The 21,831-nt window shown below is 68.5% G+C and carries 13 protein-coding genes; 6 read left to right on the top strand and 7 right to left on the bottom strand.

Going from position 1 to position 21,831, the window contains the following annotated elements; translation table 11 throughout:
* Positions 1-65 precede the first annotated feature (65 nt).
* Positions 66-1,121: a tRNA epoxyqueuosine(34) reductase QueG gene (gene queG, locus ACWA7K_RS22015; RefSeq protein WP_456168911.1), complete on the bottom strand. Its 1,056-nt coding sequence runs from the start codon at positions 1,119-1,121 to the stop codon at positions 66-68.
* A 117-nt stretch (positions 1,122-1,238) separates the two neighbouring features.
* On the opposite strand from queG, the gene tsaE reads away from it, so the two are divergent.
* Together tsaE and ACWA7K_RS22005 are read left to right on the top strand one after the other, a co-directional pair.
* Positions 1,239-1,751, top strand: a complete 513-nt coding sequence (tsaE, locus tag ACWA7K_RS22010; protein WP_456164339.1) for a tRNA (adenosine(37)-N6)-threonylcarbamoyltransferase complex ATPase subunit type 1 TsaE — start codon at positions 1,239-1,241, stop codon at positions 1,749-1,751.
* A 5-nt stretch (positions 1,752-1,756) separates the two neighbouring features.
* A complete protein-coding gene (locus ACWA7K_RS22005; RefSeq protein WP_456164337.1) occupies positions 1,757-3,214 on the top strand; it encodes an N-acetylmuramoyl-L-alanine amidase in 1,458 nt (485 codons plus the stop codon).
* Positions 3,215-3,224: 10 nt separating this feature from the next.
* Here ACWA7K_RS22005 and ACWA7K_RS22000 read toward each other — a convergent pair whose 3' ends face one another.
* Complete coding sequence (locus ACWA7K_RS22000; RefSeq protein ID WP_456164335.1) at positions 3,225-3,875, bottom strand: DedA family protein; 651 nt, start codon at positions 3,873-3,875, stop codon at positions 3,225-3,227.
* 125 nt (positions 3,876-4,000) lie between these two features.
* On the opposite strand from ACWA7K_RS22000, the gene ACWA7K_RS21995 reads away from it, so the two are divergent.
* Both ACWA7K_RS21995 and mutL read left to right on the top strand, forming a co-directional pair.
* On the top strand, positions 4,001-5,152 hold the full coding sequence (locus ACWA7K_RS21995; protein ID WP_456164333.1) for an ABC transporter substrate-binding protein: 1,152 nt from the start codon (positions 4,001-4,003) through the stop codon (positions 5,150-5,152).
* A gap of 25 nt (positions 5,153-5,177) precedes the next feature.
* Positions 5,178-7,115: a DNA mismatch repair endonuclease MutL gene (mutL, locus tag ACWA7K_RS21990; protein WP_456164331.1), complete on the top strand. Its 1,938-nt coding sequence runs from the start codon at positions 5,178-5,180 to the stop codon at positions 7,113-7,115.
* A gap of 16 nt (positions 7,116-7,131) precedes the next feature.
* On the opposite strand, the gene ACWA7K_RS21985 is transcribed toward mutL, so the two are convergent.
* The 5 genes from ACWA7K_RS21985 to ACWA7K_RS21965 all read right to left on the bottom strand — a co-directional run bounded on the left by ACWA7K_RS21985 (position 7,132) and on the right by ACWA7K_RS21965 (position 17,844).
* Positions 7,132-8,139 (bottom strand): SCO family protein, encoded by a 1,008-nt coding sequence (locus tag ACWA7K_RS21985; protein ID WP_456164329.1) that lies wholly within the window; start codon positions 8,137-8,139, stop codon positions 7,132-7,134.
* Positions 8,136-11,030, bottom strand: a complete 2,895-nt coding sequence (locus ACWA7K_RS21980; protein ID WP_456164327.1) for a multicopper oxidase domain-containing protein — start codon at positions 11,028-11,030, stop codon at positions 8,136-8,138. Before ACWA7K_RS21980 ends, ACWA7K_RS21985 begins: the two co-directional genes overlap by 4 nt.
* A 667-nt stretch (positions 11,031-11,697) precedes the next feature.
* The gene (locus tag ACWA7K_RS21975; RefSeq protein WP_456164325.1) at positions 11,698-12,708 is read right to left on the bottom strand and encodes an SCO family protein; all 1,011 of its coding nucleotides are present in this window, start codon (positions 12,706-12,708) and stop codon (positions 11,698-11,700) included.
* Positions 12,709-12,915: 207 nt separating this feature from the next.
* Positions 12,916-15,810 carry a multicopper oxidase domain-containing protein gene (locus ACWA7K_RS21970; protein WP_456164323.1) on the bottom strand — a complete coding sequence of 965 codons (2,895 nt, stop codon included), beginning with the start codon at positions 15,808-15,810 and terminating at the stop codon, positions 12,916-12,918.
* Between the two features lie 939 nt (positions 15,811-16,749).
* Positions 16,750-17,844, bottom strand: a complete 1,095-nt coding sequence (locus ACWA7K_RS21965) for an NYN domain-containing protein (RefSeq protein WP_456164322.1) — start codon at positions 17,842-17,844, stop codon at positions 16,750-16,752.
* A 332-nt stretch (positions 17,845-18,176) separates the two neighbouring features.
* Between ACWA7K_RS21965 and ACWA7K_RS21960 the strand changes: the two genes are divergently transcribed.
* Together ACWA7K_RS21960 and ACWA7K_RS21955 are read left to right on the top strand one after the other, a co-directional pair.
* Positions 18,177-20,576: an SLBB domain-containing protein gene (locus tag ACWA7K_RS21960; RefSeq protein WP_456164320.1), complete on the top strand. Its 2,400-nt coding sequence runs from the start codon at positions 18,177-18,179 to the stop codon at positions 20,574-20,576.
* A gap of 26 nt (positions 20,577-20,602) precedes the next feature.
* Positions 20,603-21,811: a Wzz/FepE/Etk N-terminal domain-containing protein gene (locus ACWA7K_RS21955; protein ID WP_456210270.1), complete on the top strand. Its 1,209-nt coding sequence runs from the start codon at positions 20,603-20,605 to the stop codon at positions 21,809-21,811.
* The last annotated feature ends 20 nt before the right edge of the window (positions 21,812-21,831 follow it).

Genomic DNA, 21,831 nt, shown 5'->3' with positions numbered 1-21,831 from the left:
CCCATTCTCGAAAGCGTTTTCCGGTCTGGCACTCCCTCTTGAGGGGGGACCGCCTCGCCACACCGTCAGCCGCGTTGCGCCAGCGCCCAGGTGAGGTGTTCAGCCAGCACGGCATCGGCCGGCCCCGCGTCGACGGCGGCCTGCAGGGCCGTGGCGATGGCCGGGTCGGCGGTCTCGCGCCAGGCGTTGCCCAGCGCGATGGCGAGGTTGCGGCGCCAGCGGGCGTGGCCGATGCGGCGGATGGCGCTGCCTTCGGTCAGGCGCAGGAAGGTGGGCTCGTCCCAGGACCACAGCGCGAGCAAGGTGGGGGCGCGGAAGGGCTCGCGGACGTCGAAGTCGGGCAAGGCGCTGACCTTCGCGTACTTGTTCCACGGGCAGGCCAGCTGGCAGTCGTCGCAGCCGTAGATGCGGTTGCCCATCGGCGCCCGCAGCTCGGTCGGGATCGGGCCGTCGTGTTCGATCGTCAGGTAGCTGATGCAGCGGCGGGCGTCGAGCCGGCCGGGCGCGACGATGGCCTGGGTCGGGCAGGCGTCGAGGCAGGCCGTGCAGTTGCCGCACGCCCCCTGGGTCGCGTGCGGTGAGTCGGTGACCGGCAGCGGCAGGTCGACGTAGATCTCGCCGAGGAAGAACATCGAGCCGTGGTCGCGGTCGAGCAGCAGCGTGTGCTTGCCGCGCCAGCCGATCGCGGCGCGGCTGGCGAGTTCGACCTCCAGCACCGGGGCCGAATCGCAGAAGACGCGGTGGCCGTGCGGGCCGATCTCGGCGGCGATGCGCTCGGCCAGCTGCTGCAGGCGCTGGCGCACGACCTTGTGGTAGTCCCGGCCCCGGGCATAGACCGACACCACCGCCTCGCCGGGGCGTTGCAGGCGGGCCTGTTCACGCTCGCGCCAGTCGGGTGGGGTGTCGCGCGGCAGGTAGTCGGCCCGCACGCTCAGGACCCGCACGGTGCCCGGCACCAGCTCGGCCGGGCGGGCGCGCTTGAGACCGTGCGCGGCCATGTAGTGCATCTGGCCGTGAAAGCCGGCCTGCAGCCACGCCAGCAGCCCGGGTTCGGCGGCGGACAGGTCCGCGTCGGCCACACCGATCTGGGAGAATCCGAGCGCCCCGGCCCACCCGCGCAGCTGTTGCGACACGCGAGCCAGCAAGGTGGCATCGGGGTGCTGCGGCTCGGATGGACTGAAGGTCATCCGACGATTCTAGGAACGCCCCCCGGCACGCCCTGAGGCGCCCGAACCGACTTGAACCGACACCTCGTCCTGACCTGGCCCGATGAAGCCGCCTGCGCCGCGATGGCCGGCCGGCTGGCCGCCCTGCCCGCGCTGCGCGGTGCCTGCATCGAGCTGCACGGCGGCCTGGGCGCCGGCAAGACGACCTGGGTGCGGCACCTGCTGCGGGCGCTGGGCGTGACCGGCCGCATCAAGAGCCCGAGCTACGCGATCGTCGAGCCCTACGCGCTGCCGGCCGATGCCCTCGGCGCGACACCCGCAAGCGAAGCCTGGCACTTCGATTTCTACCGTTTCGGCGACCCGCAGGAATGGGAGGACGCCGGATTCCGCGAACTCTTCGCCTCGCCCGGACTCAAGCTGGTCGAATGGCCCGAGCGCATCGCCGGGCTGACCGGGCCGGCCGACCTGGCGCTGCACATCGAGGCCCGCCTGGACGGCAGCCGCGAGGTCCGCGTCGAGGCCGCCACGGCGCTCGGCGGGTCGCTGCTGACCGCCCTGGCCATCCTGGTGCCACAACCGTCCTGATCGCCATGATGCACCCCCACGATCGACGCCAGTGGCTCGCGCAGACGGGCACCCTGCTGCTGAGCTTCACCGCCTTCAGCGGGCCGGCCCGCGCCGCCAACCTGGTCGCGGTGCGGGTCTGGCCCTCGGCCGACTACACCCGCGTGACCATCGAGTCCGACATCGCGCTGACGACGCGCCACTTCGCGGTCGAGGACCCGCCGCGCCTGGCCATCGACATCGACGACCTGGAGCTGAGCCCGCAGCTGCGCGAGCTGGTCACCAAGGTCGGCCAGAACGACCCGAACATCGCCCGCGTGCGGGTCGGCCAGAGCGAGCCGCGCAAGGTCCGCATGGTGTTCGACCTGAAGCGCGCGAGCCGGCCGCAGGTGTTCTCGCTGCAGCCGATCCCGCCGTATCGGCACCGCCTCGTCTTCGACCTCTACCCGGCCCAGCGGCCCGACCCGCTGCTGCAGGTCGTGCAGGCGCGCGAACAGGCGATCGCGGCGTCCGGATCGGCCTCGGAGCCGACGGCGGCGGAGGCCTCGGCCGATGCGGCCTCCCAGGTCGACGACGCGCTGGGCGAGCTGATCGGGCAGATCCAGACCCAGCCCCGGCCCGCGACACCACCAGCGACATCGCCAGCGACACCGCCCGCCACGCCACGACCGCCCGCGGCACCGCCAGTCGCCGCGTTGCCGCCGGCCTCGGCACCGTCGACCGCGCCCGTCGCCCCGCCGACGCCCACGCTGCCCCCCGGCCGCGCCGGCATCAACCGGCTGGTGATCGTCGCGATCGACCCCGGCCACGGCGGCGAGGACCCGGGCGCCTCGGGCCCCAGCGGGCTGCGCGAGAAGGACGTGGTGCTGCGCATCGCCCGCCAGCTGCACGACGAGATCAACCGCCGGCCCGGCATGCGCGCGATGCTGACGCGCGACGACGACTACTTCGTGCCGCTCAACGAGCGCGTGCGCAAGGCCCAGCGGGTGCAGGCCGACCTGTTCATCTCGATCCACGCCGACGCCTTCATCCGCCCGACCGCCCGCGGCGCCTCGGTCTTCGCGCTGTCCGAACGCGGTGCCAGCAGCGCGGCGGCGCGCTGGATGGCGCAGCAGGAGAACCGCTCCGACGCGATCGGCGGCATCAACATCAAGGCCAACGACCGGCACGTGATCAACACGCTGCTGGACATGAGCACGACCGCGCAGATCCGCGACAGCCTGAAGATCGGCCGCGAGGTGCTGGGCCACATCGGGCGCATCGGCCGGCTGCACAAGGACGAGGTCGAGCAGGCCGGTTTCGCGGTGCTGAAGGCGCCGGACATCCCGTCGATCCTGGTCGAGACGGCCTTCATCTCGAACCCCGAGGAAGAGCGCCGCCTGCGCGATCCGGCCTACCAGGCGCAGCTGGTGCAGGCGCTGCTGACGGGGGTGACGCGCTACTTCGCGAAGAACCCCCGGATGGCCCGCAACCGGATGACCTGAGCCCCGCGGTTCAAGCCTGCGCGGCTTCGGCCCGGCGGGCCCGCCAGGCGCCGAAGATGGCCAGCAGGCCCGGCACGACGATGAAGGCCCAGATGATCTTGCTCAGGTGGGTCTGCACCCACGGCACGTTGCCGAACAGGTAGCCCGCGCCGGTCAGGCCGACGACCCAGAGCGCCGCACCGGCCACGTTGAAGGCCACGAACTTGCTGCGCGTCATCTCGGCCACGCCGGCGACGAAGGGCGCGAAGGTCCGCACGAAGGGCATGAATCGGGCGATCACGATGGTGATGCCGCCGTGTTTCTCGTAGAACGCATGGGCCTGCAGGAAGGCCTGGCGATTGAAGAAGCGCGACTGCTCCCACTGGAACACGCGTGGCCCGATCGTGCGGCCGATCGTGTAGTTCAGCTGGTCGCCGAGCACCGCCGCCAGCAGCAGCAGCGCCATCGCCAGCGGCAGGCTCATCAGGCCCAGCCCGCACATCGTGCCGACCACGAACAGCAGCGAATCGCCGGGCAGGAAGGGCATCACGACGACCCCCGTCTCGACGAAGATGATCACGAACAGCAGGGCATAGATCCAGGCGCCGTGATCGGCCACGAACTGGGCAAGGTGCTGGTCCACATGCAGCACGAAATCGAAGAGGACGGCCAGGATTTCCATGGCCGGGATTATCCGGGCCGACATTTCCGTACATCCCGTCACAGCTTGCGACAATTTGCCGTTTCCGGCCTTCAGCCGTGAACGCCCGGCCTGCACACTCGCGGCCTGTCCAAGCCTTGTCTCCCATGCGCCGTCGTTCGCTGCTCCGCTCGTCATTCGCCTTGGCCGGCTTGCCCGGCTGGCCGGCACTGCCCGCCCTGATGGCCACCGCCGCGCACGCGGCCAACGACGACAGCATCCTGATCGGCCAGATCGGCCCGCAAGGCGCCCTGCTCGACGCGGCCTGCCACGAACAGCTCGCCGGCATGAAGCTCGCTCTCGACGACGCCAACGCGCGCGGCGGCATCGGTGGTCGCAAGCTGCGCTGGGTCCGCCTCGACAGTGGCGGGCTGGCCCCGGCGATGCTGGCGGTGAAGGCGCAGCGGCTGGGCTCGGAAGCCACGTTCATGGCCTGGCTCGGACCCGTCGGCGCCGCCTGCCAGGCCGCGCTGGCGCAGATCCCGGCCGAGGCGCGCGCGCCCTGCATCGGCGCGATGTCGCTGCAGGACCGCCAGCGCGAGTCCCTGCCCGGCTGGCAGTTCCACGTCCGCGCCAGCCAGGCCCGCCAGGCCGAGGTGCTGGTGCGCCATCTCGGCACCTTGCGGCTGACGCGCGTGGCGATCGTCAGCCGCAGCGGGCCGGACGGCAACGAGTCGGCCGGCGTGCTGGGCGCGGCGCTGGCCGAACGCGGGCTGCGGCCGATCTCCCAGGCCAGCGTCACCGACGACCCGGCCACCTTGCAGGAAGCCGCGCGCAAGCTGGTCGCGCTCGATCCGCAAGCCCTGCTGCTGGCCTTGCCGGCGCACCAGATGCTCGGCCTGATCGAGCAGGTGCGCGCGCTCAAGCGCCAGCCGGCGATCTACGCGATGTCGATGGGCGGCGGCGAAGCGCTGATCGAGGGCGGCCTGAAGCGCGCCGAGGGCGTCGTCATCACCCAGGTCGTGCCGCACCCGTGGAGCGACGCGCAACCCCAGCTGGCCGACTACCGCCGCGCCTGCGAGCCGGCCCAGGTGCGGGTCGGCTATGCCAGCCTGGAGGGCTACCTGACCGCCCAGGTGCTGGTCGAGGCGCTGCGCCGCGCCGGCCCGCGGGTGCAGCGCCGTGGCCTGCGTGACCGGCTGGCGACGTTGCAGCTGCCGCTGTCGGGCATGGACGTCGACTTCCAGCGCGGTGACGGCGCCGGCTCGCGCTACGTCGAGCTGGTGCAGATCGGACCGGGCGGGCGCTACCTGCGCTGAAGGGCCGCTCCCTAGAATCGAAGCGATGAGCCTGAACGATGCCGTCGCCCCTTCCGACACGACCCTTGCCCAAGCCCCGGCGCGGCGGCCGATCCGCGAACTGCCCGACGAGCTGATCAGCCAGATCGCGGCCGGCGAGGTCATCGAGCGGCCCGGCTCGGTCGTGCGCGAGCTGCTCGACAACGCGCTCGATGCCGGCGCCCGCCAGATCACGCTGCGGCTGGCGGCCGGTGGCGTGCGCGGCATCAGCGTCGAGGACGACGGCTGCGGCATCCCCGCCGATGAACTGCCGCTGGCGCTGCGCCGCCACGCCACCAGCAAGATCGGCAGCCTGCACGACCTGGAACAGGTCGGCACGATGGGCTTTCGCGGCGAGGCGCTGGCCGCCGTCGCGTCGGTGGCCGAACTGAGCATCACCAGCCGTCACGCCGGCCAGCCGCACGCGATGCGCATCGACGCCCGCACCGGCGAGCTGACGCCGGCCGCCCGCGCGGTCGGCACGACCATCGAGGTGCGCGAGCTGTTCTACGCCACGCCCGCGCGGCGCAAGTTCCTGAAGACCGATGCGACCGAGCTGGCCCATTGCCTGGACGCCGTGCGCCGCCACGCGCTGGCCCGCCCGGACGTCGGCTTTGCCGTCTGGCACGAGGGCCGGCTGGTCGAGCAATGGCGCGCCGCGACACCCGAACAGCGCATCGCCGACGTGCTGGGGGCCGACTTCATCGTCGCCAGCCGCGCCGTCACCAGCCAGGCCGGCCCGCTGCGGGTGATCGGCCGGGTCGGCCTGCCCGAGGCGGCACGCGCCCGCGCCGACCTGCAGTACGCCTATGTCAACGGCCGCCACGTGCGTGACCGGCTGGTCGCGCATGGCGTGCGTTCGGCCTACGAGGACGTGCTGCACGGCCAGCGCCAGCCCAGCTACGTGCTGTTCATCGAGCTGCCGCCCGAGCGGGTCGACGTCAACGTCCACCCGACCAAGGCCGAGGTCCGATTCCGCGATTCGCGCGAGGTCCACCAGGCCCTGCGCCGCGCGGTCGAGGGCGCGATCGCGGTGTCGCGCAGCGCCGAGGCGCCCGCCGAAGGCGACGCGGCCAACGTGCCGGCCGCGTCGTCGCCGGCCCAGCCGCCCACCGCATCACCGACCTACCCGGCCTGGACCCCGCCGACGATGCCGCGTGTGCAAGGCGCCCTGGCCTTGCAGGAAGCCGCCGCGCTTTATGCGCAGCCGGTGCCGCCGCGCAGCTGGCCCGTGTCGATCGATGGAAAAGCGACCGCCCCGATCAGCACGGCCTTCTCGGGCGGTGGCTCAATGCCTGAGCCTGCCATCGACCCCGAAGAGGCCTGGCCGCTGGGCCGCGCGCTGGCGCAGCTGGGCGGGGCCTATGTGCTGGCCGAAAACCGGCGCGGGCTGGTCATCGTCGACATGCACGCGGCGCACGAACGCATCGTCTACGAGCGCCTCAAGCGCGACTTCGCCGAACGGCGCGGTGCTGCCGAGGGCCATGCCGAATCCGGCATCCAGTCCCAGCCACTGCTGATCCCCGCGACCTTCGCGGCGACGCCCACCGAGATCGCCACGGCCGAGACCCATGCCGGGACGCTGCGTGCGCTCGGCCTGGACCTGAGCCCGCTGTCGCCCGGCGTGCTGGCGCTGCGTTCGCGCCCGGCCGCCTTGCACGACGCCGATCCGGTCGCGCTGGCGCGTTCGGTGCTGGCCGACCTCGGTCAGGCCGACACCGGCGAGGCCAGCACGCTGGTGCAGCGCGCCCACGACGAGATCCTCGCGACGATGGCCTGCCACGGCGCCGTGCGCGCCAACCGCCGGCTGACGATCGACGAGATGAACGCGCTGTTGCGCGACATGGAGAACACCGACCGCGCCGACCTGTGCAACCACGGCCGGCCGACCTGGCGTCAGGTCACGATGAAGGAACTCGACACCCTGTTCCTCAGGGGCCGGTGATGCCCCTGTCGGCGCGTCACTGCTTGATGCGCCGGTCGTTGACGGGCAACGCGCTTTCCTCGTCGATGAAGTCCAGCACCTCGCCGACTTCCTTGGCGGTCAGGCGCAGGTTGGGCATCGCGATCCTGTTGTACTGGTTGTAGAGCGCCAGCGCGATCGGGTCCTTGTCGGCCAGCACGCGGTCCGGTTCGCGAACCCAGCGTTCGAGCCAGGCGCGCGGCCGGCGCTTGCCGATGCCATCGAGGTTCGGGCCGACCTTCTGCATCGCCGCCATCGAGTTGTCGGCCGCATTGACCGAATGGCAGGAGGCGCAGCGGGTGCGGAACAGCTTCTCGCCGGAAGACGGGTTGCGCAGGATCTGCGGCGCCAGCTCGAAGCGGGTGTCCTTGGAGGCCACCTGCTTGTAGTTGTGCAGCCAGCTGCCGATCTGGGTCGCGGTGACGGCGGGGTTCTCGAACGGCGACGCGCGCATCCAGCGGCCCGTCTTCTGGTTGCCCATGACGGTGTGCAGCCGGTGGTCGTTCGGGTTCGGGTTCTTCAGGTCCTCGTCGTCGAACAGGCCCAGCTTGCGGCGCAGCTGCTCGATCTGCTTGGCGTCACCGGTCAGGAACAGCCAGCCCGGGCCGGCGTGGTAACGCTCGGCGTACTTCTTCATCTCCTCGGGCGTGTCGGTCAGCGGATCGATCGTGATCGAGTAGAAGAACACGTCCTTGCCGACCCGGTCGCCGAGCAGCGTCTGGACCTCGCGCATGCGCGCGGTCTCCAGCCCGCACGAGGCCGAGCAGCTGGTGAAGAAGGTGTTGATCGCCACCACCTTGTCCTTCACCAGGTCCTGGAAGAACCGGTGCTTGCGGCCGTACTGGTCGGTCAGCACGGTGTTGGGGAAGTAGTTCGCGCCCCAGATCTCGCCGCCGGTCTCGTCGACCGGCGCCGGCTGCTGGCTCATGCGCTGAGCCAGCACCACCGTGGTGACCACGCTCGCGACCAGCGCGAGCGCGGCGATCGGCAACAGGCGACGGATCACTGGCCGAACTGGTAGGTCGTGCCCTTGCCCCCGCCGGAGCGGAAGGTCGTCAGCGCGGCCGAGCCGGTGTAGTGAACGCCGTCCCAGGTCGGCAGCGGCGTGGGCATGGCCATCGTCTGGCCCTTGCGCTCCAGGTCCCAGCGCAACAGCATCGCGTTGTCCTCGTGCTGGGTCGAATGGCAGTGCTCGACGAAGGTGCCGGCGAACTCGCGGAACTGGAAGGCGACCTCGACCGACGAGCCGGCCTGGTTGTCCGGGCCGATGCGGAAGATGTCCTTGCGGGCGTACTTCTCCCAGGCCGGCGGGGCCTTGCCGTTGCGGCGCAGGATGATCCCTTCCTCGAAGTGGATGTGCACCGGGTGGTCCCAGCCGCCGCCGAGTTCCAGGTACCAGACCTCGTAGGGCGCCTCGTTCTGCACCGAACCCCCGGCGGTCGGGTCGACCGACAGCTTGGGCGCGGCGCTGATGCGGCGCATGTCGGCGTTGTAGCCGGAGCCACCGTCGACCTTGACGGTCCAGGGCTGCTCGTCGGTGCCGCCGCTGTGGCCGAACGTGAACGAACGGTGGATCGAGTCCTTCAGCTTGGCGTGGTCGGTGGCGCTGTCGCGGTTGAACTTCAGCGGCACCATCTTCAGCTTGCCCTCGACGTACTGGGCCGGGTCCATGCTGGTGTCGACCTGGCCGGTGGGCATGGCCTTGACGCGCAGTTCCATGAACTTGCCGATGGCCGGATCGCCGTTGGTCCAGCGGTCCAGGACCTTGTCGCCATCGTCATCGACCGCCACGGCCGGCGCGTACTTGCCCGACAGCACGTCGGCCAGCGGCAGGCGCTTGTTGGTCTTGACCGGGTCGGTGTGTTCCTGGAGGTTGACGAAGTACAGCTTGTCGCCCGGCTTGATGCCGTTCTTGGCGAAGTCGACCACGATGTCGTAGCGCTCGCCGATCGCCTGCTGCGGCAGGGTGCCCAGGTGCTCGGCGGCGTTGCCGTTGGCGTCCAGGTCGGCCTTGCCGTCGAAGGCGACCGCGTGTTCCATGATGTTGCCGTCGTTGGCGATCATGTGGAACGGGATCGGGGTGTAGGTCTTGCCACCGGTGCCGGCCATCGTGCCGCCCTTGCCGGGGAATTCCTTGACCAGCGCGATCGACAGGTAGCGCGCCACCGAGCCGTTCAGGATGCGGAAGCGGTAGCGGCGCGCACGGACGTCCAGGTAGGGGTGGTAGACGAAGTTCGTCAGCAGCCGGTCACCCAGGAAGCCGTCCTTGTTGAAGACGTTGAACCAGAGCTGGCCGTTCTTGTCCCAGGCCTTGTCGCCGACCACGAGGTTGATGTCGTAGTCGCGGTTGCCCCAGGACAGCGCGCTGCCCGAGGGCAGGCACAGGTTGACGTTCTTCGGGACGACGTTCGGGTTGGCCGCGTTCGGGTCCTTGTAGTGGCAGTTGAACGTCTCGTTGCCACGGTCGATGGCGCTGTAGAGGTTCATCATCGCCGCGTTGCCCTTGTAGACGTTCTGCGCGGTGAAATCGAGCATGTGATCGTGGAACCACAGCGTGCTGGCGGTCTCGCGCCAGTCGCCGCGGATGCGGATCACGCCGTCGGCCGGGCAGGTCTTCTTGCCGGGGCTGATGTCGTTGACCCAGAGGGTCTCGCCAGGCACGCACGGGTAGCCCGCACGCGGGTCGGTGGCGCCGGTGTTGACGGTGTCGTAGCCGGCCAGCTGGACCGGCCAGCGGTAGTCGTAGAACTGGCCCGGGAAGAAGAAGGCCTGCGCGACGCCATCGCTCTCGGCCGGGTTGTGGCCGTTGTGCTGGTGGGTCGAGATGGTGTGCAGACCGAAGCCCTTGTTGGCGGCCGGATCCACGGGCAGCGCGTTGTAGTGGCGCATGAGCACGCCCTCGCCATAACGCACCTGCAGCAGCTTCGGCGGCATCGTGCCGTCGAAGGTCCAGACCGACGCGGCCTGTTGCACCGGCAGGCCCGGGTGGAAGCGGATGTCGATGCCCTTGGTCGTGCCGTTGGTGGCGGTCGATCCCGCCGTGCTGTGGTACAGGCCGCCCGGTGCGAACTCGCCCTTGGCATAGCCGTGGCGCTGCATCTTGTCGCGCAGGCCCAGGTTCATCCGCGAGGTGCCCTGGACCGTCTGGAAGTAGGTCTGCGGGTACATCTCGTTCCAGCGCTGGTGCGCCCAGCCCTCGCCGGGCGGACGACCTTCGGCGGGGCCCTTGATGTCGCGGCCGACGAAGCTGCTGGCCACGGCATTCCACGGGTTCTGGTCGACCGTGTTGGACTGTGCCGTCGGGAAGGGCTTGATGCCTTTCTGGCCAAGGAAGCTCTCGATCGCCGCCGCCGTCGGGGCGCTGCGCGTCAGCTGGCTCGGGTGCTGGGCCGGCGCGGCGCCGAGCGTCGGGGCGGGGAAGCCCTTGTAGCCGGTCGTGTCGACGGTCGGGTCGAGCTTCTGCGGGCCGAACTCCTCGAACATCAGCAGCGGCGCGCTGAACGAGGTCGCGTTGAACAGCGGGCTCGGCTTGCCGCCGGTCGGGATCTTGTTGGTGGTCTGCGCCGTCAGCGGCACCGAGGTCTCGACGAAGACATCGGCCTTCGAGTCGGTGGCCGTGCCTTCATAGGAGGCGTGGTTGGTGTGCTGCAACGTCTTCAGCGCCTCGTTGGCGAGGTCGCCGACGGCCGGCTCCACCATGGCCGACGGGTCGATGCTGGGCGGATCACCCCAGACATCAACCACGACCTGGGCGGTCACCGCCACCGACAGCGAGGCCGCGCCGATCGCGCCCAGCACGTAGGCGCCACGGCGGGTCCAGGCCGGCCGCGCCGGACGGTTCACGCCAGGCGCGCCGGGTTCGCTGGCGGGTTCGTTCGAGTCGTTCGAGTTGTTCATGGAAGTTCCCTTCGATGGATGGCACTGGCTCGATGTCGGCCCGTGGGCCCCGTTCTTGAACGCGGGACCTCGGACAAGCGCGTTTCGAGCTTCAGAAGAACTTCTTCGTACGTCACCGGAATGCATCTGGATGCAAGCGGAGGTGAATCGCATAAAGAGAGTCTTAAGGTCTATGGAGCGGACGATACAAGTGGGTCTGCACCGCATCAATCACCGATCTGGCCCGACTTGGGCGCCATTGCGTGGGTCGCATGACCCATGCTTGCATCGACAAAGCTCGGGCATTTCCGTGACAAGGCGCACGCTTCATGGACAGCGTTGGGCTTCAATCCCCCAACTGGGCATCATTCAACCCAGTTTGGTGGGAAATTTGCCCAGTATTGCGAACCTGAAGAGATTTGAAAGATTCAGCAATCCAACCCCCGAGTCGTGTGGAAATCACAAAAGGCGTCCTACAAGCCGCCGCTTCGGTTGCAGTTTTGCAACCATCATTCAGACATCATTAAGAAAATGTGCTAATGAACGGCTGGTGATTTCTTGCCGATCCTGAGGTCGACCCTCCGGCGGCGGCCGGACGTGAAAAAGCCGCCTCGCGGGCGGCTGGTCGAGGGCCTGTCAACGGCCTGTCGGATGGGGTCACGCATCCCGCGTGACCCGGGCGCATGGGCTACTGCTTGATGCGCCGGTCGTTGTTCGGCAAGGCGCTTTCCTCGTCGATGAAGTCCAGCACCTCGCCCACTTCCTTGGCCGACAGCCGCAGGTTGGGCATCGTGATCTTGTTGTACTGGTTGTAGACGGCCAGCGCGATCGGGTCCTTGTCGGCCAGCATGCGGTCCGGCGCCTTGACCCAGTGTTCGAGCCACGCGCGCGGCCGGCGCTTGCCGATGCCGTCGAGGTTCGGGCCGACCTTCTGCATCGCCGCCATCGACTTGTCCGCCGCGTTGACCGAGTGGCAGGCGGCGCAGCGGGTGCGGAACAGCTTCTCGCCGTCCGACGGGTTGCGCACGATCTGCGGCGCCAGCTCGAACTTGGTCGCGTCGCTCTCGGGCGCCTTGTAGTTGTGCAGCCAGGTGCCGATCTGCGTGGCCGTGATCGTCGGGTTCTCGAACGGCGAGGCGCGCATCCAGCGGCCGGTCTTCTGGTTGCCGACCACCGAATGCAGACGGTGGTCGTTCGGGTTCGGGTTCTTCAGGTCCTCGTCGTCGAACAGGCCGATCTTGCGGCGGATCTGCTCGATCTCCTTCGCGTCACCGGTCAGGAACAGCCAGCCCGGACCGACGTGGTAACGCTCGGCGTACTTCTTCATCTCCTCGGGCGTGTCGGTCAGCGGATCGATCGTGATCGAGTAGAAGAACACGTCCTTGCCGACCCGGTCCCCGAGCAGCGTCTGGACCTCGCGCATCCGCGCGGTCTCCAGCCCGCACGAGGCCGAGCAGCTGGTGAAGAAGGTGTTGATCGCCACCACCTTGTCCTTCACCAGATCCTGGAAGAACCGGTGCTTGCGGCCGTACTGGTCGGTCAGCACGGTGTTGGGGAAGTAGTTCGCGCCCCAGATCTCGCCGCCGGTCTCGTCCAGCTTGGCCGTGGCATTGCGCTGGGCGAGGACCACCGTCGTGGCGATGCTCGCGGCGACCGCGATGCCGCCGATCAGGGAGAGGCGTCGGATCCAGGGTTTCATGGAAAGTCAGGTCCTGCTTCGGAAAGGGTTCGAGCCTTGACTCGTTTCGGCTGGGGGCGAGGCAAGACAGGCCCCCAATCGAAACGAGGCGGCGCAAGGGTTGCGCCGCCTCGGTGATCCTGCCCCGCATCCGCCGGTGCGGATCACGGGGCCGGTGGTCGGACAGGCCTCTTGCGAGGAGCCTGTCACGCCAGGGTCACGGCTGCATCAGGGCAGCGTGTAGGTCGGGCCGACGCCCAGACCCGAGCGGAACGTGGTCAGGGCCGCCGTGCCGGTGTAGTGGACGCCGTCCCAGGTCGGCATCGGCGTGGGCATGGCCATGGTCTGGCCCTTGCGCTCCAGGTCCCAGCGCAACAGCATCGCGTTGTCCTCGTGCTGCGTCGCATGGCAGTGCTCGACGAAGGTGCCGGCGAACTCGCGGAACTGGAACGCGATCTCCACCGACGAGCCTGCGTGCAGGTCACCACCGATCCGGTAGACGTCCTTGCGGGCGTACTTCTCCCAGGCCGGCGGCTGCTTGCCGTTGCGGCGCAGGATGATCCCTTCCTCGAAGTGGATGTGGACCGGGTGGTCCCAGCCACCGCCGAGTTCCAGGTACCAGATCTCGTAAGGCGAATCGTTCTGCACCGAACCGCCAGCGGTCGGATTGGTCGACAGCTGCGGGGCGGCCGAGAGGCGACGCATGTCGGCGTTGTTGCCGTTGCCGCCGTCGACCTTGACGGTCCAGGGCTGGTCATCGGTGCCACCGCTGTGGCCGAACGAGAAGGTGCGGTGCTTGGCGTTCTGCAGCTTGTTGACGTAGTCCGTCTTCGAGTCACGGTCCAGCTTCAGCGGGATCATCTTCAGCTTGCCCGGCTCGTACAGCGTCGGGTCCATGCTGGTGTCGACCTGGCCAGCGGCCATCGCCTTGACGCGGAACTCCATGAAGGGGCCCACGGCCGGGTCACCGTTGATCCAGCGGTCGGCCACGCCGTCGCCGTTGTCGTCCTTGGTGATCGCCTTGTAGCGACCGGCCAGGACGTCGGCCAGCGGAACGCGGCGGTTGGCCTTCTCGGGCGCGGTGTGTTCCTGCAGGTTGACGAAGTACAGCTTGTCGCCCGGCTGGATGCCGTACTTGGCGAAGTCGACCACGATGTCGTAGCGCTCGGCGATGGCCTGCTGCGGCAGGGTGCCCTTGTGCTCGATGGCGTTGCCGTTGCCGTCCAGGTCGGTCTTGCCGTCGAACGGGATGGCGTGCTCCATCAGGTTGCCGTCGTTGCCGATCATGTGGAACGGGATCGACGTGTAGGTCTCGCCAGCCGCACCGGGCATGTCACCCGGGGTCTTGCTGCCCTTGGGGGACATCTTGACCAGGGCGATCGACAGGTAGCGCGAGACGCCGCCGTCCAGGATGCGAAAGCGATAGCGACGGTTGCGGACGTCGAGGTAGGGGTGGTAGACGAAGTTCGTCAGCAGACGGTCACCGAGGAAACCGTTCTTGTTGAACACGTTGAACCACAGCTGGCCCTGACGGTCCCAGGCCTTGTCCGTGATCACGAGGTTGATGTCGTAGTCGCGGTTGCCCCAGGACAGCTTGCTGCCGGACGGCAGGCACAGGTTGACGTTCTTCGGGACGACGTTCGGGTTGCCCGCGTTCGGGTCCTTGTAGTGGCAGTTGAACGTCTCGTTGCCACGGTCGATGGCGCTGTAGAGGTTCATCATCGCCGCGTTGCCCTTGTAGACGTTCTGCGCGGTGAAATCGAGCATGTGATCGTGGAACCACAGCGTGCTGGCGGTCTCGCGCCAGTCGCCGCGGATGCGGACCACGCCGTCGGCCGGGCAGGTCTTGCTGCCGGCGGCTGCATCGTTCACGTACAGGGTCTCGCCAGGCACGCAGGGGTAGCCTGCGCGCGGGTCGGTGGCACCGGTGTTGATGGTGTCGTAGCCCGCCAGCTGGATCGGCCAGTGGTAGTCGTAGAACTGGCCCGGGAAGAAGAAGGCCTGCGCGACGCCGTCACTTTCGGCCGGGTTGTGGCCGTTGTGCTGGTGGGTCGAGATGGTGTGCAGACCGAAGCCCTTGTTGGCGGCCGGGTCCACGGGCAGGCCGTTGTAGTGGCGCATGAGCACGCCTTCGCCGTAGCGAACCTGCAGCAGCTTCGGCGGCATCGTGCCGTCGAAGGTCCACACCGAACCGGAGTGCTGCTTGGGCAGACCCGGGTGGAAGCGGATGTCGATGCCCTTGGTCGTGCCGGCCGTCGCGGTCGTGCCGGCGGTCTTGTTGTACAGGCCGGCCGGTCCGAACTCGGTGCCCGCCGCGTAGCCGTGGCGCTGCATCTTGTCGCGCACGCCGAGGTTGGTGCGCGAGGTGCCCTGGACGGTCTGGAAGTAGGTCTGCGGGAAGAACTCGTTCCAGCGCTGGTGGGCCCAGCCCTCGCCAGGCGGGCGGCCTTCGGCCGGACCGTCGATGTTGCGGCCGACGAACTGCGAGGCCACCGCGTTCCACGGGTTGCGGTCGAAAGTGTTCGAGTGGTTGGTCGGATAGGGCTTGATGCCCTTCTGACCCAGGAAGCTCTCGATCGCGGACGACGACGGCGCGCTGCGGGTCAGCAGCGTCGGATGCTGTTCCGGCGCCGGGCCGAGCGTCGGGGCCGGGAAGCCCTTGTAGGTCGACGTGTCGATGGTCGGGTCGAGCTTCTGCGGACCGAACTCCTCGAACATCAGCAGCGGCGCGCTGTAGTCGGTCGCGCTGAACAGCGGGCTCGGACGGCCACCGGTCGGGATCGCGTTGGTCGTCTGCGCCGTCAGCGGCACCGAGGTCTCGACGAACACGTCGGCCTTGGCGTCGTTGGCGGTGCCTTCGAACGAGGCATGGTTCGAATGCGGCAGCAGCTTCAGCGCGTCGCTGGCCAGGTCGCCCACGGCGGGCTCGACGTAGGCGGACGGGTCGATCGTCGGCGGATCACCCCAGTAGTCGGCCGCCACCTGGGCGGTCACGGCGACGGACAGGCTGGCAGCGCCCAGTGCGCCCAGGACATACGCGCCCCGGCGTGTCCATGTCGGGAGCGCCACGCGCCGCTGCCCGCTGGCAGCGACGGTGGACTCCGTCTCGTTGGTCTTCTTCATGTCGGTTCCCTTCGATGGATGACTTGACTCTTGCGTGCTCATTTCCAGGTCGGTCCGCTGTTGCGGTGTGCCCGACCACCCTCGTTTCAGGCAGGTCTAGCTTCAGAAGAACTTCCTCAACCGCTGCAGCCCCTGCCAGGTCATGCAACAAGATGAGGCCGTTAAGTAAGTCTTCTTAAGCTCGATGGAGCGAACAATACAAGTGCAGTTGATCAACGGCAATCACCGAGTTGCCCCCAAGCGGGACCGGTTGTGTGGGGCAAATTCCCCACTAAAAACCGCCTTTGGGGCCATCTGAGCCGTGACGAAATTGGCACTCACCTGGGGGGTTCATGACCAATCGCCAACGAATGCCGCTGACACCCATCGATTACTGGGAAAGCTGCCCATCTAATCGAATCTGAAAATCGGTCTCGATCCGGCAAAGCGCGCAACCGCCCGTGCGGAAATCACAAAAGCCAGCCTTCACGAGATGTTTTTCGTTGCCACTCGGCCACTTCCATTCAGTCAATATTCATGAACTGTGCTAATTCGCCCAGGCATGACATTGCTCAGTTTTGACCGTCGAATGGGGGGATCGCGCCCGAAAAACGCACCGTCATGGGGCAAATTCCCTCGAATTCGGCCGAAAGACGATTCGGGACCGTCGTTTTTCGCCTGTGTCGGCCGAGAAATGCACCAGGAATGGGCAACCTGAAGCTCAGCTGAGGCTTAACACTGAACCGGCGATTCACCATCTACCTGACCCAGTGGCTTGACGCCGTCCGCTCGAACCTTGTCACCAGCTGGGGGTAAATCCGGGTTCAACCCCCAGCCGGGATGACCAGGCCGGGGGTTCCGGATCGATTCCGGCGGCGTCTCCCGACGCCGCACATTACTTAAGAGAATCTAAAGCTTAAGGATTCAGCTGGGCTGGATGTGTGTTTCTGAAGAAACACTTCAGTTTTGTTGCTTCAGTCGGACTTCATGGTCGAACTCGCCCTTCCGGACCTCCACCAGATCCGGCATGGCCTGCAGCAGCTCGGAGAAGCTGGACCAGCCGTAGGTGGATTCCTGGAAGGTCGGGTCCATGCGCTGGATCACCGGCCGGACACCGGCCTTCTGGACCCAGGCGTCGCCGCGTCGCTGCGACAGCAGGTCGATCGCGCGGCGCACCAGCTCGCGGGCATCGCGGTGACGCTCCTGCGCCTCGGCGGCGCGGTCGAGCAGCGCCCGCAGCTCCTCGTCGACCGGGCTGAGCACGGGCTCGTCGGCGCCGTCGCCCGTCTGGCCCTTTTCGTCCCGTTCATCCCGTTCGCCCACCAGGCCCGTCTCGCTGCCATCCTCTGCCCGCGACCGGTCGCCGAGGCCCATGAGCTGCGGCTCGGTGACCGGGTCGTGCGCGTCATCGGTCGGCGCCCCCATCCCGGCCCGCCGCGCCGCCAGCATCGCGCCGGCCGCCGCCGCGCCCCGGGGGTCGACCGGGTGCGGCGCTGCGCCGTCGGCCGTGTCGTCCGTGCGCGGCGGCAGGCGCAGGTCGAGCGGGCGCAGCATCGACTCGTAATACTTGAACTCGTGACAGCTGCGGGCCCAGTTGGCGTTCGTGCTGTTGACCGCGCCGATGCCCACCAGCGTCCGCCCGGCGGCCTTGACCTTGAACGACAGCGGCATGAAGTCGCTGTCCCCGCCGACCACGACGATGGTGCCGATGTGCGGGAAGCGGCCCATGTCCTCGACCACGTCCAGGCACAGCCGGATGTCGGCGCCGTTCTTGCCGTTCGAGCCCGGCTGGAACAGCTGGATCAGCTCGACCGCCTGCTCCAGCAGCGCATAGCGGTAGCGGCTGAACGACGCCCAGTTCGCGAAGGCCCGGTTCACCGCCACGGGCCCCAACGACAACGCGAACTCGACGATCGCCGCGATGTCGATCAGCGCGTCCTGCGGCCGGAACCGGCTGCTGAAGTAGGCGCCCTGGCCGTACTGCTGGTCGACCAGGCTGGCGTGGAGGTTCTCGAAGTCCCAGTACAGGGCGACGGATTCGGGGTTGGTGGGCACGGGGCGGACTCTCGGGAGTTGGATGGGGCGGGGCACAGGCCGGATTCAGGCGAGATTCTGGGGCCACGCCAACCTGCGCCGGACCGCACGCCATCCGGGCCGGCCGCGTGAGAATTTGCGCCTTTGATCACCCTCATTTCTGCAGATTCGGGGTGTGTCCCCCTCAAATGAGCGACATACACTTCCTTCGGGCATTCGGCGGTCGGGACCCGTTCCGCAAGAGTCGAAAAAGTCCTTGTCGATCAACCACTTGCCGACACATGCCGCGCTCGTCGGCGAGCCCGCCGGCCCGCCGCAGCGCCGGATACACCCTCGATCAGCCGCCTCCCCCGATGCCCTCTTCCTCTCGCGCACGCTCCCCCGCCCGTCTCGCCGCCCTGGCCCTGATCGCGGCACTCGCCGCATCGGTCGGCGCCCACGCGCAGAGCCTGTCGGCCATCCAGTCCATGCTCAAGGGCGGTGCCAGCGCGGACGGCACGGCGGCCGGCGGACTCGGCGTTGATCCGGCCGACGCCGGTGCAGCGGGCACCGGCCTGACACCGGGCGGCGCACGCGGTCTGCAGGGCACGCCGGGGGTGCCGACGATCCGCAGCACCCCGTCCATCAACGGGCTCGGCAACACGCCCGGCGCCGATCCTTCCCGCCTGCCGGACCCTGACGGCAGCGTGCCGATGCGCCTGGAGCCGCTGACCAACGAGTTCCAGCGCTTCGTCGAACAGAGCACCGGCCAGAAGCTCCCGGTCTTCGGCGAGCGGTATTTCCAGATCGGCGGCCACAGCTATGCCCCGGTGACCGGCGTGCCGGTGCCGGCCGACTACGTGATCGGCCCGGGCGACGAGCTGCAGCTGCGCGCCTGGGGCAGCATCGACGTCGACTTCCGCGCCAGCGTCGACCGCAACGGCCAGATCAACATCCCGCGCGTGGGCAACGTCAGCGTCGCGGGCGTCAAGGCGGCCGACATCGACAACTACCTGCGCGGCCAGGTCGGGCGCGTGTTCCGCAACTTCACGCTCAGCGTCACGCTGGGCCAGCTGCGCAGCATCCAGGTCTTCGTGGTCGGCCAGGCGCGCCGGCCGGGCGGCTACACGGTCGGCAGCCTGTCCTCGCTGATCAACGTCGTGTTCGCCAGCGGCGGCCCGAACGGCAACGGCAGCATGCGCAACGTGCAGCTCAAGCGTGCCGGCAAGGTCGTCGGCGAGATCGACCTCTACGACTTCATCCTCAACGGCAACAGCGGCGCCGATGTCCGCCTGCTGCCCGGTGACGTGGTCGTCTTCAACACCGCCGGACCGCGCGTGGCGCTGGCCGGCGCGATCGAGAACCCGGCGATCTTCGAGCTGAAGAAGTCGGGCGAGACGCTGGCCGAGGTGCTGGCCTATGGCGGCGGCACCAGCGCATCGACCGACCTCAGCACCGCGCAGCTCGAACGCCTGGACCGCAGCTCGCCGCGTTCGCCCCGCGTCGTCAACAAGGTCGAGCTGGCCGGCGCCGTCGCCAACATGCCGCTGCGCGACGGTGACGTGCTGACGCTGTTCAAGGTCCAGCCCAAGTTCGCCAACGCCGTCACCCTGCGCGGCAACGTCGCCAACCCGCTGCGCTACCCGTACACGCCGGGCATGCGCGTCAGCGACCTGATCCCGGACCGCGAGGCGCTGATCACGCCCGACTACTACCAGCGCAAGAACAAGCTGGTGCAGTTCATCGAGGGCCGCAACGTCTCCGAGGCCAAGCTCGAACGCGACGTGCGCAACCTGCTCGACGAGCCGAACTGGGAGTACGCCGCGATCGAGCGCCTGAACGTCGATCGGGTCGCGATGGAGCTGATCCCGTTCAACCTGGCCAAGGCCGTGATCGAGAAGGATCCGGCCAACGACCCGGTCCTTCAGCCCGGCGACGTGGTGACGATCTTCGGCCGCGCCGACATCAAGAACCCGATCGCCCGGCAGAACCGCCTGGTGCGGGTGCAGGGCGAGGTCCGCGCGCCCGGCATCTACCAGATCGGCCCCGGCGAGACCCTGCCCGACGTGATCAGCAAGGCCGGCGGCCTGACGCCCGAGGCCTACGTCTTCGGCACCGAGTTCGCCCGCGAGGAGACCCGCCGACAGCAGCAGATCGCGCTCGACGAGGCCGTCGCCCGGCTGGAAAGCCAGCTCGCCAGCGCCGGCGCCACCGCGTCGGCCAACCTGGCGGCCACCGACGCGCAGGCCGCCGCCGCGCTGCGGGCCTCTCAGGACGAGTCGCGCCGCGCGCAGCTGCAGCGCCTGAAGATGCTGAAGTCGAACGGCCGCATCGCGCTGGAGCTGCCCACCACGGCCACGGCGTCCAAGGACCTGCCCACGCTGAGCCTGGAGGACGGTGACCGCATCAGCATCCCGGCCAAGCCGGCCTTCGTCTTCGCGGTCGGCGCGGTCGCCAACAACAACGCGCTGCTGTGGCGCCCGGGCCGCAGGATGAAGGACTACCTCGATGCCGCCGGCGTCGACGTCGAGGCCGACCTGGAAAACAGCTTCATCGTGCGCGCCGACGGCACCGTGCTGCACGCCAGCCGTCGCGGCTGGTGGTTCGACGGCCTCGAACGGGTCGAGCTGATGCCCGGCGACACGCTGGTCGTGCCCGAGAAGGGCAACCGCGAAACTTTCTGGACCAGCTTCACGCGCGGGCTGAAGGACTGGAGCCAGATCCTCTACCAGTTCGGGTTGAGTGCGGCGGCGATCAAGACGTTGAGGAATTGAGCCCCCGGATGACCCGCGACGCGAACATGACGAATCCCCAGAACGCCGACACCTTGCAGGACGACGCCGCCGACGACGAGTTGTCGGTGTCCCTGATCGACATCCTGCTGGTGCTGCTCGAACACAAGTTCTTCCTGACCCTCGTGCCGCTGGCCATCGGCTCGGTCGTGCTGGGCCTGAGCTTCCTGATCAAGCCGGTCTACACCGCGAGCGCGCAGATGATGCCGCCGCAGCAGCAGCAAGGCGGCGCGATGAGCGCGCTGCTGGGTGCCGCCTCCGGCCTGGGCGGCCTGGGTGGTGCGCTGGGCAGCGTGGCCGGCCTGAAGAACCCGAACGACCAGTGGATCGCGCTGCTCAAGAGCCGCCCGATCGCAGACGGCATCGTGCAGGAATTCAAGCTGCGCGAGGTCTACGAGAGCGACTACCAGTTCCAGGCCCGGCTGGCCCTGGCCGGCAACACCCGCATCCTGGCCGGCAAGGACAACCTGATCACGATCGAGTTCGACGACGAGGTGCCCGAACGCGCGGCCCGTGTCGTCAAGAGCTACGTGAACCGCCTGCAGGACCTGACCCGGACGCTGGCGGTGACCGAGGCCTCGCAGCGCCGCGTGTTCTTCGAGGCCCAGTTTGCCGACGCCAAGGAGAAGCTGATCGCGGCCGAGTCCCGGCTGAAGGCCGCCAACATCACCGACGGCGCGATGAAGACCATCCCGACCGCCTCGATCGCCGCCGTCGCGCAGCTGCAGGCGCAGATCTCGGCGCTCGAGATCGCCTTGCGCGTCAAGCGTGACAGCCAGACCGAGTCGAGCCCGGAGGTCCAGATCATCAAGGCCCAGCTGGACGCCTATCGCAACGAGCTGGCCAAGCAGCGCCAGGACAAGACCGCGCCGGCCGACCAGAACCAGTCGGACTACATCTCGGCCTTCCGAAACTTCCGCTACTTCGAGACCATGTACGAAATGATGGCCCGCCAGTACGAGGCCGCCCGCCTGGACGAGGCCCGCGACGGCGCCCTGATCCAGCTGGTCGACGAGCCGCAGGTGCCCGAGTACAAGTCCAAACCGAAACGCGGCCTGATGGCCGTGACCGCCACCCTGCTCGCCTTCATCGTCTGCCTGCTGTGGGTGATCGTCCGCCGTTCGCTGGCCCGCATGGCCGAGACCCCCGAAGGCGCCGCGAAGCTGGCCGCGCTGCGCGACGCGCTGCGGCTGCGACGTGCGACCGCACCGCACTGAACCGAACACCCTGCCCCGCC

The sequence above is a fragment of the Leptothrix mechoopdaensis (SeqCode) genome, assembly GCF_053893855.1.
The sequence above is the reverse complement of the archived record's forward strand: the minus strand, read 5'-3'. Positions and strand labels throughout refer to the sequence as shown.